This window comes from Nocardioides sp. CCNWLW216 (genome assembly GCF_037120545.1).
GTDB lineage: Bacteria > Actinomycetota > Actinomycetes > Propionibacteriales > Nocardioidaceae > Nocardioides > Nocardioides lianchengensis.
This window is the reverse complement of record NZ_JBBBBJ010000008.1, coordinates 162549-175982: the sequence shown is the minus strand read 5'-3', so window position 1 is coordinate 175982 and position 13434 is coordinate 162549. Positions and strand designations below refer to the sequence as shown.

General features: G+C 72.6%; 14 protein-coding genes. 5 read left to right on the top strand and 9 right to left on the bottom strand.

The features are described from left to right. Positions 1-6: 6 nt before the first annotated feature. Positions 7-528: a GNAT family N-acetyltransferase gene (locus V7S47_RS18335; protein WP_336562917.1), complete on the bottom strand. Its 522-nt coding sequence runs from the start codon at positions 526-528 to the stop codon at positions 7-9. Continuing rightward, complete coding sequence (gene def / locus V7S47_RS18330; protein ID WP_336562982.1) at positions 516-1037, bottom strand: peptide deformylase; 522 nt, start codon at positions 1035-1037, stop codon at positions 516-518. The genes V7S47_RS18335 and def overlap by 13 nt, the downstream gene beginning before the upstream one ends. 166 nt (positions 1038-1203) lie before the next feature. Here def and V7S47_RS18325 point away from each other — a divergent pair, with 166 nt between their 5' ends. Both V7S47_RS18325 and V7S47_RS18320 read left to right on the top strand, forming a co-directional pair. Then, positions 1204-2568: an acyl-CoA dehydrogenase family protein gene (locus tag V7S47_RS18325; protein ID WP_336562915.1), complete on the top strand. Its 1365-nt coding sequence runs from the start codon at positions 1204-1206 to the stop codon at positions 2566-2568. Then, the gene (locus V7S47_RS18320) at positions 2568-3785 is read left to right on the top strand and encodes an acyl-CoA dehydrogenase family protein (protein ID WP_090856365.1); all 1218 of its coding nucleotides are present in this window, start codon (positions 2568-2570) and stop codon (positions 3783-3785) included. Before V7S47_RS18325 ends, V7S47_RS18320 begins: the two co-directional genes overlap by 1 nt. A 79-nt stretch (positions 3786-3864) precedes the next feature. Here the strand turns inward: V7S47_RS18320 and V7S47_RS18315 are convergent, their stop codons facing one another. From V7S47_RS18315 to V7S47_RS18305, 3 genes are all read right to left on the bottom strand, one after another. After that, positions 3865-4221, bottom strand: a complete 357-nt coding sequence (locus tag V7S47_RS18315) for a hypothetical protein (protein WP_336562914.1) — start codon at positions 4219-4221, stop codon at positions 3865-3867. Between the two features lie 77 nt (positions 4222-4298). After that, positions 4299-5156, bottom strand: a complete 858-nt coding sequence (locus V7S47_RS18310; RefSeq protein ID WP_336562912.1) for a hypothetical protein — start codon at positions 5154-5156, stop codon at positions 4299-4301. Positions 5157-5234: 78 nt separating this feature from the next. Further along, the gene (locus V7S47_RS18305) at positions 5235-5522 is read right to left on the bottom strand and encodes a YiaA/YiaB family inner membrane protein (protein WP_336562911.1); all 288 of its coding nucleotides are present in this window, start codon (positions 5520-5522) and stop codon (positions 5235-5237) included. A 95-nt stretch (positions 5523-5617) separates the two neighbouring features. On the opposite strand from V7S47_RS18305, the gene V7S47_RS18300 reads away from it, so the two are divergent. After that, positions 5618-6937 carry a DUF2252 domain-containing protein gene (locus V7S47_RS18300; RefSeq protein ID WP_336562910.1) on the top strand — a complete coding sequence of 440 codons (1320 nt, stop codon included), beginning with the start codon at positions 5618-5620 and terminating at the stop codon, positions 6935-6937. Here the strand turns inward: V7S47_RS18300 and galK are convergent. Then, the gene (galK, locus tag V7S47_RS18295) at positions 6934-8079 is read right to left on the bottom strand and encodes a galactokinase (RefSeq protein ID WP_336562909.1); all 1146 of its coding nucleotides are present in this window, start codon (positions 8077-8079) and stop codon (positions 6934-6936) included. The two genes, V7S47_RS18300 and galK, sit on opposite strands and share 4 nt — an antisense overlap. Positions 8080-8106: 27 nt before the next feature. Between galK and V7S47_RS18290 the strand changes: the two genes are divergently transcribed. Both V7S47_RS18290 and V7S47_RS18285 read left to right on the top strand, forming a co-directional pair. After that, complete coding sequence (locus V7S47_RS18290; protein WP_336562908.1) at positions 8107-8487, top strand: ankyrin repeat domain-containing protein; 381 nt, start codon at positions 8107-8109, stop codon at positions 8485-8487. A 19-nt stretch (positions 8488-8506) separates the two neighbouring features. Then, a complete protein-coding gene (locus V7S47_RS18285; protein WP_336562907.1) occupies positions 8507-9943 on the top strand; it encodes a GuaB1 family IMP dehydrogenase-related protein in 1437 nt (478 codons plus the stop codon). Here V7S47_RS18285 and V7S47_RS18280 read toward each other — a convergent pair. From V7S47_RS18280 to V7S47_RS18270, 3 genes are all read right to left on the bottom strand, one after another. Further along, positions 9909-11609 (bottom strand): BCCT family transporter, encoded by a 1701-nt coding sequence (locus tag V7S47_RS18280; protein ID WP_336562906.1) that lies wholly within the window; start codon positions 11607-11609, stop codon positions 9909-9911. The genes V7S47_RS18285 and V7S47_RS18280 overlap by 35 nt on opposite strands. A 129-nt stretch (positions 11610-11738) precedes the next feature. Beyond that, on the bottom strand, positions 11739-12629 hold the full coding sequence (locus tag V7S47_RS18275) for a DICT sensory domain-containing protein (protein WP_336562904.1): 891 nt from the start codon (positions 12627-12629) through the stop codon (positions 11739-11741). Positions 12630-12691: 62 nt separating this feature from the next. Next, positions 12692-13276 (bottom strand): LysR family substrate-binding domain-containing protein, encoded by a 585-nt coding sequence (locus tag V7S47_RS18270; protein ID WP_336562903.1) that lies wholly within the window; start codon positions 13274-13276, stop codon positions 12692-12694. Positions 13277-13434: the final 158 nt, after the last annotated feature.

Genomic DNA, 13434 nt, shown 5'->3' with positions numbered 1-13434 from the left:
CGGCGCTCAGACCTGGAGCTCGTAGATCGTCTCGAGCCCGTCCTCCTCGTCCCACTGCTCGCCGACCTCGACGAACGGGTACTGCCGGGCCAGCGCGAGCGACGGCTCGTTCTCGGGCGAGATGGTGAGCCGCAGGACGCTCACGTCCGGCTCGGTGCGGGCCCGGTCGATCAGCAGCTCCAGGACGGCCCGGGCGTAGCCGCGCCGCCGGTACGCCGGGTCGACGCCGTACCCGGCCTCGACCATCCCGCGCTCGTCGGGGGCGGCGTGGAAGCCGCCCGCGCCGACCGTGAGCCCGGCCTGCTCGTCGCGGACGACGCCGGTGACCCACGGCAGGTCCTCGGGCGTCTCGAGCGCCTGTCGCGCCCGCATCCGCCAGGTCCCGACGCGATCCTCCGAGGCCAGCCAGGCGGTGAGGGGCACCGGAGCGAGGGCGTCGGCGGTGGCCAGGTCGCCGTCGGCGAGGGCCTGGAGGACGTCGGGGGAGAGCTGGACGATCCGGACCGCCCGCCCGCTCACGTCGGCCATTCGGGAGGGAACTCCTCGGCGGCCTTGTCGTGGATCTTCTGCAGCTTCTTGCGCTGCTTGGTCGGGACCCGGTCGCCGAAGACCGTGCCGACGGTGTGGTCGGTCTCGTGCTGGAGGCAGCGCGCCAGCAGGCCGTCGCCGGCGAACGCCACCGGCGCACCGTCGAGGCCGGTGCCGGTGACGCTGGCGTGGTCGGGCCGGGCGCAGTCGACGAACGCGCCGGGGAACGACAGGCAGCCCTCCTCCGCGACGTCGAGCTGCCGGTCCTTGCCCTCGGGCAGCGTGAGCTCGGGGTTGCAGACCACCCCGACCGTGCGGTCACCCGACGCATCGGGGCAGTCGAAGACGAACACCGCCCGGTCGACCCCGATCTGGCAGGCCGCCAGCCCGACGCCGTCCGCGGCGTACATCGTCGCGACCATGTCGGCCACCAGCGAGTGCAGCTCGTCGTCGTACGACGTGACGAGCTCTTGGGGCCGGTGCATGACCGGCGTGCCCCAGCGGGTCATCGGGCGGACGGTGCCCCCCGTGGGGAGGGGGCCGTACGGCGCGTTCTCGGGGGGCTCGGGGTGCTCGGACACGGCGAGAACCCTAGAGGACCGACCGCTCGTCCTGTGACCCGATCCACGGGGCGTGTCTGTAGCCCGATGTGTAACTCGGAGTTACAGTTTCTCCATGTCCCTCCTCCAGAACCTCCGACCCGGCGGGAAGCACGGGGTGTCCTCCCAGGAGACCCGCGACCCCATCGGGTACGCCGTCGCCGCGCTGAGCCGGCTCGCCCAGAGCGACCTCCTCGACCGCATCGGGTTGCGCAAGCAGGCCGAGCAGGCGGTGTTCACCACCACGCGCAGCGGGTTCAAGACCGTCTCGGCGGCCGGCCGTACCTTCGCCCGGGCCGGGAAGCTGGGTGCTCCGGGCGTCCGACCCACCGACGCGCCGCGCACCGGGGTCTTCGACCTGACCCCGACCGAGGACGAGCAGATGCTCGTCGACGTCGTCACCGAGCTCGCCGACGAGGTGGTCCGGCCCGCGGCCGCCGAGGCGGACGAGGCCTGCGCCGCCCCCGAGGCCGTCCTGAAGGCGGGCCTGGAGATCGGGCTCCCGATCCTCGGCGTTCCCGAGGCCCTCGGCGGCATCGCCGAGGAGCGGTCCGCGGTGGCCGGGACGCTGGTCGCCGAGGCGCTGGCGAAGGGCGACCTCGGCCTGGCCGTCGCGTCGCTCGCCCCGGGCGCCGTCGCGACCGCGCTCGGGCTCTGGGGGACCGAGGAGCAGCAGCAGACCTACCTGCCGGCGTTCACCGAGGGCGAGGTCCCGGCCGCGGCGCTGGCGCTCTCCGAGCCGACCGTCCTGTACGACGTCCTCAGCCCGGCGACCACCGCCGTCCGGTCGTCCGAGGGCCTGGTGCTGAACGGCGTGAAGTCGGCGGTCGCCCGGGGTGCCGAGGCCGAGCTCTTCGTGGTCGGCGCCTCGCTCGACGGTCGCCCCGTGCTGGTCCTGGTCGAGTCGAGCACCCCGGGTCTGGAGATCGTGGCCGACCCCGGCATGGGCGTCCGCGCCGCCGGCATGACCCGGCTGGTGCTCGCCGACGTGACCGTCCCGGCGACCCACCTGCTGGGCGCGGACGACGGGTCGACGTACACCGAGTGCGTGCGGCTCTCCCGGCTCGCCTGGTGCGCGCTCGCCGTCGGCACCGGGCAGGCCGTGCTCGACTACGTGACGCCGTACGTCAAGGAGCGCCAGGCGTTCGGTGAGCCCGTCGCGCACCGCCAGTCGGTCGCGTTCATGGTCGCCAACATCGCGATCGAGCTGCAGGCCATGCGCCTGCTCACCTACAAGGCGGCCGCTCGCGCCGCCGCCGGCAAGGACGTCGCGCGCGACGTCGCCCTGGCCCGCAGGCTGTGCGCCGACAAGGGCATGCAGATCGGCCTCGACGGCGTCCAGCTGCTCGGCGGCCACGGTTTCGTCAAGGAGCACCCGGTGGAGCGGTGGTACCGCGACCTCCGGGCCGTCGGAGTCATGGAAGGTGTGGTGTTGGTCTGATGGCGATCAATCTGGACGACCCGAAGAAGTTCCGGCAGCTGACCGGGCAGGCCCACCAGGTCGCGATGAACATGCTGCGGCCGATCTCGCGCAAGTACGACCAGGCCGAGCACGAGTACCCCCAGGAGCTCGACATGCTCGCCGCGATGATCGACGGGCTCTCCGAGTCCGGGGCGAGCGAGGGCGCGGGCGCAGCCGGGGTACGACGTGACGCCGACGCGTCGGCCGACACCGGCGTCAAGAACGGCACCAACCTGGCCTCGGTGATGTCGATCGCCGAGATGTGCTGGGGCGACGTCGGGCTGCTGCTGTCGATGCCCCGCCAGGGCCTGGGCAACTCGGCCATCGCCTCGGTGGCGAACGACGAGCAGCAGGAGCGCTTCGCCGGCGTGTGGGCCGGGATGGCCATCACCGAGCCCGGCACCGGCTCGGACTCCGCCAACATCTCGACGACCGCCGTCCTCGACGGCGACGAGTACGTCCTCAACGGCGAGAAGATCTACGTCACCTCGGGCGACCGGGCCGACCACATCGTGGTGTGGGCGACCCTGGACCGGTCGCTGGGCCGGGCGGCGATCAAGTCGTTCGTGGTCCCGAAGGGCACGCCCGGGATGCGGGTCGACCGGCTCGAGCACAAGCTCGGCATCAAGGCGTCCGACACCGCAACGATCATCTTCGAGGACTGCCGGGTGCCGAAGGAGAACCTCCTCGGCTCGGCCGAGGTCGACCCGAAGCAGGGCTTCGCGGGGGCGATGGCGACCTTCGACAACACCCGGCCGCTGGTGGCCTCGATGGCGGTCGGCTGCGCGAAGGCGGCGCTCGACCTGACCCGCGACCTGCTGGAGCAGGCGGGCGTGGTCGTCGACTACGACCGCCCGGCGATCACCCAGTCCGCGGCCGCCGCCAAGTTCCTCCAGATGGAGGCCGACTGGGAGGGCGCCCGGCTGCTGATGCTGCAGGCGGCCTGGATGGCCGACAACCGGCAGCCCAACTCGCTGGAGGCCTCGATGGCCAAGGCCAAGGCCGGACGGGTCGGGTCCGACATCACACTGTCCTGCGTCGAGCTGTGCGGCTCGGTCGGCTACACCGAGGGCGAGCTCCTGGAGAAGTGGGCCCGCGACTCCAAGATCCTCGACATCTTCGAGGGGACCCAGCAGATCCAGCAGCTCATCGTGGCCCGGCGGGTGCTGGGCCTGTCGAGCGCCGAGCTGAAGTAGCCCGCCGCCGCCGGTGCACTCGTGCCCCTGACCGTGCGCGTGGGCGCCCGGCCAGGGGCACGAGTCTCGCGGGCTCCTGTCAGTCCTGGCTGCGGCGCGGCGGCAGCTTGGCGCCGGGGGCGGACGGGCGAGGAGCCGTCCTCCCAGCCGGCTTCGGGTCCGGCGGGTGGGGCGCGATGTTGCGCGCCACCGTGGCCGGGTTCGGCGCGGACCGCGCGGGGCTGGCCGTGATCGAAGCGGCCGCCGCGTCGGTTGCCGGTGTTCTCGCCGGCGGCTCGGTGCGGCGCGGCTGCGGCTCTCCTTGCAGCCGGGCCCGGACCTTCGTGGCTGTCGCGGACACCACCGGGGTGGCGACGCGGACCGTGGTCCGGGCCAGGTCGGTCGCCACGTCGGTCGCGACGATCCTGAGGCGGTTGAGCCGGGCGGTGACGCTCATCGGACTCCCTCCGTCGGGGGTGGTTCCCCGGATTCAAGCACGGAGGTGGCGGGGACACGCCCGGGTGGGCGCCACCCTCAGCCCTTGTCGATGTCGGACGCCTTCGCGGACGTGGCCGCCTCGGTGGCGACCGCCTTGGCGGTGCCGGCGTCGAGCAGCGGCTCGCTGGACGGGGGAGCGGACGGGAGGTCGGGCTCCGAGCTGGCCCCGGCGGCGACCTGAGCCGCGGTCAGCGGTGCGGCCTTCTTGGCGGGGGCCTTCTTGGCGGGGGCCTTCTTGGCGGGGGCCTTCTTGGCGGGGGCCTTCTTGGCCGCCGTCTTCTTGGCGGGCGCGATGTCGGCAGGGGTCACGTCGACGCGCGCGGGATCGGCGGCCGCGTCGATGCTCGTGGCCGCCTTCTTGGCCACTGGCGCCTTCGTGGCGGGGACGGCCTTCCTGGCGGGCGGCGCCGTCTTCTTGGCGGCGGGAGCTGCCTTCTTGGCGGGCGGCGTCGCCTTCGTGGCGGCGGGGGCTGCCTTCTTGGCGGGCGGCGTCGCCTTCGTGGCGACGGGGGCTGCCTTCTTGGCGGGCGGCGTCGCCTTCGTGGCGACGGGGGCTGCCTTCTTGGCCGCGGTCTTCTTCGCGGGCGCCTTGACCGCCTTCTTGACGGGCGTCACCGGGTCACCGTGCGGCTGGGGCTCGGGCGACGGGACGGGCGCGGTCTCGACCCGCGTCGGCGCGGTGGATCGTGCGCCCCGACCCGTGACGGCGCCCACGCGCTCGACGGCGGCCTTCGTCGCCTGACCGGCGACGAGCTTGCCGAGCTCCACGGTGCCACGGACCTGGCCGACCGCCTGGCCGACCACCTTCTGGCCGGTGCCGATCGGGTCCTTCACGGTCTCGACGGCGGTCTCGACGGCGACGTCGACGAGCTTGCCGAGCGGGTTCTTGGGCACGGTGGTTCCTTCCGTTGACGGACGGTCCTCGGTCCGATACCCCGTCCCGACGACCGCCACGCCGACCCCGGCTGAGGCCTACGACACGCTGCGGAACGGGTCGTGGTCGGCGAGCAGCTTGTCGACGCGGGCCTGGTCGAGACGGGAGACGACGTACTGGCTCTCCTGGGCGTCGCGGATGCACTTGGCCAGCGTGAACGACGACGTCGTCAGGAAGATCGTGGTCATGGCGAGGAAGGCCCGGGTCCAGGAGTCGACGGGCAGATAGAGGATCGCGAACAGCATCGCGCCGAGGGCGACCGCGAAGGAGATCCCGGCCTGCGCGAAGAAGGCGGTGGTGTTAGTGGACTGCTTCGGAGTGCTCATGCGACCAGCCTGTCGCTCGCGCGGACCGGGCGGCTCCGCCGACGTACCCGACCGCCCCTGAGTACGACGACTCAGATCCGGGCACCGAACCGCCCATGACCGACCGTGCCGACGACCGCACCGACCTGATCGTGTCGACGCTCAACGACGCGTTCGCGCCGCTGATGGCAGCCGACCCGGTGGCGTTCCGTGGCAAGTACCGCACGATGGCCGCCGACCCGCACGCCTTCTACCGGGGCAGCGCCTGCCTGTTCTATGCGGACGTGACCGCCGAGCAGGACCCGTACGCCGACGAGCGCAGCGGCCGGATCTGGGTGCACGGCGACCTGCACGTCGAGAACTTCGGCACCTACCTCAACTCCGACGGCCGGCTGGTCTTCGACGTGAACGACTTCGACGAGGCCTACCTGGGCCGCTTCACCTGGGACCTGCAGCGCTTCGCCGCCTCGCTCGCGCTCGTCGGCTGGCAGAAGGCGCTGCCCGAGGACGACGTACGACGGCTCATCGGCCGCTACGTGCGCGCCTACCTCGCCCAGGTGGACGCCTACGTCGACACCGACGACGACGCGCATGGCTTCGAGCTGCACCTCGACAACACCGAGGGCCCGATCCACGACGCGCTGGTCGTCGCCCGCGAACGACGCCGCGCGGACCTCCTGGACACGCTGACGCTGCGCGTGGACGGGACCCGGCTCTTCCGTGAGGGCACCCACGAGCGCAGGCTCCCGACGCGGGAGCGGGCCTCGGTCGAGAAGGCCTACGCCCGCTACCTGGAGACGATCCCCGAGGACAAGCGGTCCGACCGGAGCCTCTACTACGACCTGCGCGACGCCGTCGGCAAGAGCGGCTTCGGCATCGGCTCGGCGGGGCTGCCGGCGTACAACCTGCTCATCGAGGGGGTCAGCCAGGCCCTCGACAACGACGTCGTGCTGTCGATGAAGCAGGCGAACATCCCGGCCGTGAGCCGGTTCGTCGACTCCGCGGAGGTGGACCGCTACTTCGAGAACGAGGGCCACCGCACGGTGGTCAGCCAGCGGGCGCTCCAGGTGCACACCGACCCCCTGCTCGGCTGGACCGAGCTCGACGGGACCGGGTACGTCGTCAGCGAGGTCTCGCCGTACGAGGAGGACCTCGACTGGTCCGGTCTCACCGAGCCGGACGACATCGCGGGCGTCGTGGACCTGCTCGGCCGGGCCACCGCCAAGATCCACTGCGCCTCCGACGAAGACAGCGACCAGGACCTGGTCGACTTCCAGGTGGAGGAGGCGATCGCCGCCTCGCTGGACGGCCGGCGCCGGGAGTTCACGGGCTGGATCACCGACTTCGGCGTCGAGTACGCCGAGCGCGTCCGCGCCGACCACGCGCTCTTCGTCGATGCGTTCCGCTCCGGCCGGATCGCGGTCAGCTCGACCTAGACGGCCGTCGCGCCGTCCGACGGCACGGCCCGCAGGTGGGCGGGCGGCGTGAACCCCTCCAGCACGAACGTCGCGTCGACGGCCCGCATCACGGCCTCGACCCGCTCGTCGGGGACGATCGCGACGCTGGAGCCGCCGAAGCCGCCACCGGTCATCCGGGCCGCGACGGCGCCGGCCTCGACGGCGACCGCGACCGCGGCGTCCAGCTCGGGGGTGGAGATCTCGAAGTCGTCGCGCATCGAAGCATGCGAGGCCAGGAACAGCGTCCCGACGGTGTCCCAGTCGGAGCGGCTCAGCGCGTCGACGACGGCGGTGACGCGCTCGATCTCGGTCACGACGTGCCGCGCCCGGCGCCGGATCCGCTCGTCCTCGAGCGTCTCGACGTCGGCGAGCGCCGCCTCCCGCAGCGTCGGTACGCCGAGCAGGCCCGCGGCCTCCTCGCAGTCGGTGCGGCGCGAGCCGTAGCCGCCGTCCGTCAGCTCGTGGCTGACCCGGGTGTCGGTGACCAGCAGGGTGTGACCGGACAGGTCGAGCGGGACCTGGGTGGTCTCGTCGCTCGCGAAGTCGATGAGCAGCGCGTGGCCGGTCTCGGCGAGCAGGGCGACGTACTGGTCCATGCCGCCGGTCGGCGCGCCCGCCACCTCGGTCTCGGCGCGGATGCAGGCCGTCGCCAGCAGGCGGCGCTCGACGTCGGGGGCCACCGCGATCGCGACCGCGCACTCGAGGGCGGCGGAGCTCGACAGGCCCGCCCCGAGCGGGACGGTGCCGTCGACCAGCAGGTCGCCCCCGGCCAGGTCGACCCCGGCCTCGCGCAGCGCCCACACCACCCCGGCGGCGTACGACGCCCAGCCGTCGACCGTGTCCGGGCCGAGCTCGTCGACCCGGCCCTCCCAGACCGCCTCCTGCTGGCGGCTGGCCACCCGGAGGACGCCGTCGGTGCGCGGCGCCCAGGCCGCGTAGGTCGCATGGGGGAGCGCCACGGGCAGCACCAGGCCGGCGTTGTAGTCGGTGTGCTCGCCGATCAGGTTGACCCGACCGGGTGCGCGACCGACAGCGGTGGCCGGGGCGTCGTACCGCTCCTGGAACGCGGCGCGGACCGTGGCGGAGAGCTGACCGGGGTCACCCGGCTCGACGTAGGACATGCGGCCCAACCTGCCAGACTCGACGCCATGAGCACGTCACCGGGGGACGCACCGGGGGAGGACCTGGTCGAGCTGGCCCACCAGGTGCTCGACCTCGCGCGGCACGGCCACGCCGAGCGGCTGGCGGCGTACGTCGACGCGGGGGTCCCGGTCGACCTGACCGACGCGGCCGGCAACACCCTGCTGATGCTCGGCGCCTACCACGGGCACGCCGCCGTGGTGGCGGGTCTGGTCGAGCGCGGCGCGGACGTGGACCGCCTCAACGACCGCGGCCAGTCGCCGTTGGCCGGCGCGGTTTTCAAGGGCGAGGACGACGTGGTCGCGGTGCTGGTGGCCGCGGGCGCCGACCCGGACCTCGGGACGCCCAGCGCCCGAGCCGCCGCGGAGATGTTCGGTCGGGCACTGTGAGGGCGTAGATTTCCCGCACGTGCGTTTCCTCGACGGTGCGGTTCCCCCGTACGACCTGACCTACGACGACGTCTACATGGTGCCCCGCCACTCGGCGGTGGCCAGCCGGTACGACGTGGACCTCGCCACCAGCGACGGCACGGGCGCGACCCTGCCGATCGTGGTGGCCAACATGACCGCCATCTCGGGCAAGCGGATGGCCGAGACGGTCGCCCGCCGCGGCGGCCTGGTCGTGATCCCGCAGGACATCCCGATCCCGGTGGTCGCCGACGTGGTGCGCTGGGTCAAGCAGCGGCACCTGGTCTTCGACACCACGATCGAGCTGGCCCCCGAGGCGACCGTGGGGGAGGCGCTCGCGCTGATCCCGAAGCGATCGCACCGGGCCGCGGTCGTGGTCGAGGACGGCCGGCCGGTCGGCATCGTGACCGCCGCCGACTGCGCGGAGGTGGACCGGTTCGCCCAGGTCCAGCAGGTGATGACGCCACCCCGCGTCGTCGTACCGGCTGACACGGACGCACGCACCGTCTTCGACGCCATCGACACCGCCCGAGCCGGGCTCGCGGTCGGGGTCGACGGCGACGGGCGCCTGGTCGGCGTCCTGACCCGCACCGGCGCGCTCCGGGCCACCCTCTACACCCCGGCGGTCGACGCCTCCGGCGGTCTGCGGATCGCGGCTGCGGTCGGCGTGAACGGCGACGTCGCCGACAAGGCCGCCCGGCTGCTCGAGGCGGGCGTGGACGTGCTGGTCGCCGACACCGCGCACGGTCACCAGGACCGGATGATCGACGCGCTGCGCGCGATCCGGTCCGTGGCTCCGGCGGTCCCGGTCGTCGCCGGCAACGTCGTCTCCGCCGAGGGCACCCGTGCGCTGATCGAGGCGGGTGCCGACATCGTGAAGGTCGGTGTCGGCCCAGGCGCCATGTGCACCACCCGGATGATGACGGGCGTGGGTCGCCCGCAGTTCTCGGCCGTGCGCGAGTGCGCCGCCGAGGCCCGCTCGCTGGGCAGGCACGTGTGGGCCGACGGGGGCGTCCGGCACCCGCGCGACGTGGCGCTCGCCCTCGCCGCGGGCGCGTCCAGTGTCATGGTCGGCTCCTGGTTCGCCGGCACCCACGAGTCGCCGGGCGACCTGCTCGAGGACTCCGACGGCCGGGCCTACAAGGTCTCCTTCGGCATGGCCTCGGCCCGCGCGGTCGCGAACCGGACGTCGGCGGAGTCGTCGTACGACCGGGCGCGCAAGGCGCTCTACGAGGAGGGCATCTCCTCCTCGCGGATGTACCTCGATCCGCAGCGGCCCGGGGTCGAGGACCTCATCGACGCCATCTGCTCCGGCGTACGCAGTGCCTGCACGTACGCCGGAGCAGCGACGCTCGAGGACTTCCACGAGCGGGCGCTCGTCGGCCTCCAGTCGGCCGCGGGGTTCAGCGAGGGGCGTCCGCTCTCGACGTCGTGGTAGCCGCCGCCGGGTCCTGCTCGGTGGAGATCACGAAGTCGTCGCCGTGCTCGGTCACGCCGGCGATCACGGCCTGCTCGACCGCGTCGACGGCGTACTGACGCCGCACGACGACCGGGTCGGTCCGCAGGTCCATGACCAGCGAGACGCACAGCCCGATCACGACGAGCACGAACGGCACGGCCGCCACGATGGTCATGCTCTGCAGCCCGGAGAGCGCGTCCTCGCCGCCCGCGAGCAGCATCACGGCGGCGACGGCGCCGGTCGCCACGCCCCAGAAGATGACCGTGGCCCGACGGGGCTCGGTCGAGCCGTGCTCGGACAGAGTGCCCATCACGATCGACGCCGCGTCGGCGCCCGAGACGAAGAAGATGCCGACGAGCACCATGACGACGATGCTGGCCAGGGTCGCGACCGGGTAGGCCTCGAGGGTCGTGAACAGCTGCGACTCCTCGCCGCCCGCACCGGCGATGTCGGTGCCGAGCTGCTGCAGCTTGATCGCGGCACCGCCGAAGATGCAGAACCAGACCAGGCTCACCAGGCTCGGGACGAGCAGCACGCCCGTGACGAACTGGCGGATGGTCCGACCGCGCGAGATGCGGGCGATGAACATGCCGACGAACGGCGTCCACGACATCCACCAGGCCCAGTAGAAGACGGTCCAGCCCTGGAGCCACTCGTTGGTGTCCTGGCCCTCGGCTCCGGTGCGGGCGGCCATCATGGGCAGGTCGCCGACGAAGCTGCCGACCGATGTCGGGATGAGGTTGAGGATGAAGACGGTCGGGCCGACGATGAAGACGAAGAGGGCGAGCGCGACGGCGAGCACCATGTTGATGTTCGACAGCCACTGGATGCCCTTGGCCACCCCGGAGACGGCCGAGGCGACGAACGCGACCGTCAGGATCGCGATGATGCCGACCAGGAAGCCGTTGCCGACGTCGCCGAGGCTCGTGGTGATCTGCAGGCCGCTGCGGATCTGCAGTGCGCCGAGGCCCAGCGAGGCGGCCGACCCGAAGAGCGTCGCGAAGATGGCGAGCATGTCGATGACCTTGCCGCCGGGTCCGTGCGCGTGCTTGCCGAGCAGCGGCTCGAAGGCGGCCGAGATCAGCTGCAGCCGGCCCTTGCGGTAGACGCCGTACGCGATGGCCAGGCCGACGACGGCGTAGATGGCCCACGGGTGCAGGGTCCAGTGGAAGAGCGTGGTGGCCATCGCGTGCTGGACGGCTTCGGCGTTGTCCGCGCCGCCGGTGCCGGGCGGGGGAGCGGTGAAGTGGCTGATCGGCTCGCTGACGCCATAGAACATCAGCCCGATGCCCATGCCGGCGCTGAACATCATCGCGATCCACGAGACGGTGCGGAACTCCGGCTCCTCGCCGTCGTGGCCGAGCGTGATCGCGCCGTACCTGCTCAGCGCGATCCAGATCACGAACACCACGAGGGCGCTCGCGGTGAGGACGAACAGCCAGCCGGTGTTGCGCATGGTCCAGGTCAGCGACTGGTCGGAGACCTTCCCGAGCGAGTCGGTCCCGAGGAAGCCCCAGAGCAGGAAGGCCAACGAGACGCCGGCGGTGACGCCGAAGACCAGGCGGTCCAGCCCGGGCCGACCTCCGTCGGGGCCGTACGACGACTGCTCGACGTCGAGCACCGGGTGCTGGTCGTGCTGGGGCACCGGGCTGCCGACAGAGCCCGTGGTGTGTTGGTCAGGGGCAGGGCCTTGGAACGTGGTCACCGGATGATGGTGTCCAGGCTGCATCGGCCTCACACCTCCGGGTGAGGCTCCTCACCGGCGAGGACGACGTCAGCCCAGCCGGTCGAGGTAGGTGACCACCCGGTTGAAGAGCCGTGCGCTCGCCGACGGGTCGAGCGGCCGCGACGACGGCTCGGCCAGCTGACGCACGAGCAGCTCGGCGCCGGGCGCGCCGACCGCGAGGCTGGTCGCCGCGCACACCCGGCTGGCGTTTCGCACCGCCCGAGGGTCGACGGTCCAGATCGCCTCGAACTCCCGGTCCTGGTCACGGACCCCGGCCTGGCCGGGCAGCTCCCAGGCGGTGAGCAGCGCGGGCAGCCCGTGGGCGTCGCAGACCACGAACCACTCTCGCCGCAGCGGGGACTCCGCCGTGAGGCGCACGCGTACGGCGCGCTCGCCTGGTAGCGGTCCGTCGAAGTCGGCCATCACCAGGGTCGCCCGGGCCGTGGTCGCCAGATCCTCCCAGCGGTCGCGCACCGGCTCGTAGAAGCGCCGCTTCTGGAACCCGCCGAAGAGCACCGGCTGGTCGGCGCGGGCGCAGAATTCGTCCTCGATGGCCCGGGAGAGGGCGGAGACGGTCGCCTTGCGCAGCCGGTGCACCTCGAGGTGCGGGCTGCGGCGCCGTACCTCGGCGAAGACCGACGGAGCGCTGCGCCCGTCGGGCTGCTGGGCCTCGGCGATCGCAGTCTCGAGCCGGGTGCCCGCCTCCCGCTGGCGCAGCACGGTGAGCACGGCCTCGACGACGGAGGCGTCGTAGCGGCGGTGCCCGCTCGGGAGCCGGTGCGGGACGGGGAACCCGTGCCGCTGCTCCCAGGTGCGCAGAGTTGCGACCGAGACGCCGGTCATCCTGCTGATCTCGCCGATGCTGAGTCCACCGTTGGGTGGTGCACCGCCGCCGACGGAGGGCGCGTCAGCGCGCACCTCTTCCCGAGAATCCCCCATGAATCGAATCACATCATGACCGAACGGATGATTCATACCCGCGGGGGTTCGGCTATAGGGCCCTAGGTTCGCGAGCTGCGCTCGGACCGGCCGCGGACGATCCCGATGAAGGTCTGGACCCGCGGGTCCTCGTCGTCGACCCGCCAGGCCAGGCCGACCTTGGTGGTCGGCAGGTCGGTGACCGGCCGGTGCACGACGTCCTTGCGGTGGTGGAGGCGGGCGACGGCCATCGGCAGCAGGACCACCCCGGTGCCGGATGCCACGACCTCGATCGCGTCACGCACCGACATGGGCGGCCAGTCGAGCTGCTCCGCCGCGGGCACCCATCCCGAGTCGTGGGGGATCACCAGCTGCTCGTCGGCCAGGTCGGCGAGCGTGACCTCGTCCACCACCGACACGAGGTGCTCGCGACCGACCACGGCGACGGCGACCTCGTCGTAGAGCGGGATCAGGTGGAGACCCTCGCGGTCGACGGGCAGCCGGACCAGGCACATGTCGAGCGTGCGGTCACGCAGCCCCACCTCCTGCTCGGCCTGCTCCACGGGCACCAGCTCCAGCGGGATCCGGGAGCGGTCGCGCCAGGTGCGCGCCCACTTGTCCGGGGTCGCCCCGGTGACGAAGCCGACGCGGAAGGGGGGTGCAGGCACTCCTGGAGCGTAGTGCCCGACGCTTAGACCGCACGGGCCGCGGGCACGAGTCGGCGATCCGCCGGCGATCCGGTCAGACCAAGGGCCGCGGTCCCGAGGGACCGCGGCCCGGCCGGCGGCCCCAGGCGCACTGGGGGGGTGTGTTCCCGAGACCACTG

Bases quoted from the DNA above. Each gene is read 5' to 3' on its own strand.
- V7S47_RS18335 (WP_336562917.1), bottom strand. From the start codon at position 528: ATGGCCGACGTGAGCGGGCGGGCGGTCCGGATCGTCCAGCTCTCCCCC.
- def (WP_336562982.1), bottom strand. From the start codon at position 1,037: ATGACCCGCTGGGGCACGCCGGTCATGCACCGGCCCCAAGAGCTCGTC.
- V7S47_RS18325 (WP_336562915.1), top strand. From the start codon at position 1,204: ATGTCCCTCCTCCAGAACCTCCGACCCGGCGGGAAGCACGGGGTGTCC.
- V7S47_RS18320 (WP_090856365.1), top strand. From the start codon at position 2,568: ATGGCGATCAATCTGGACGACCCGAAGAAGTTCCGGCAGCTGACCGGG.
- V7S47_RS18315 (WP_336562914.1), bottom strand. From the start codon at position 4,221: ATGAGCGTCACCGCCCGGCTCAACCGCCTCAGGATCGTCGCGACCGAC.
- V7S47_RS18305 (WP_336562911.1), bottom strand. From the start codon at position 5,522: ATGAGCACTCCGAAGCAGTCCACTAACACCACCGCCTTCTTCGCGCAG.
- V7S47_RS18300 (WP_336562910.1), top strand. From the start codon at position 5,618: ATGACCGACCGTGCCGACGACCGCACCGACCTGATCGTGTCGACGCTC.
- galK (WP_336562909.1), bottom strand. From the start codon at position 8,079: ATGTCCTACGTCGAGCCGGGTGACCCCGGTCAGCTCTCCGCCACGGTC.
- V7S47_RS18290 (WP_336562908.1), top strand. From the start codon at position 8,107: ATGAGCACGTCACCGGGGGACGCACCGGGGGAGGACCTGGTCGAGCTG.
- V7S47_RS18275 (WP_336562904.1), bottom strand. From the start codon at position 12,629: ATGGGGGATTCTCGGGAAGAGGTGCGCGCTGACGCGCCCTCCGTCGGC.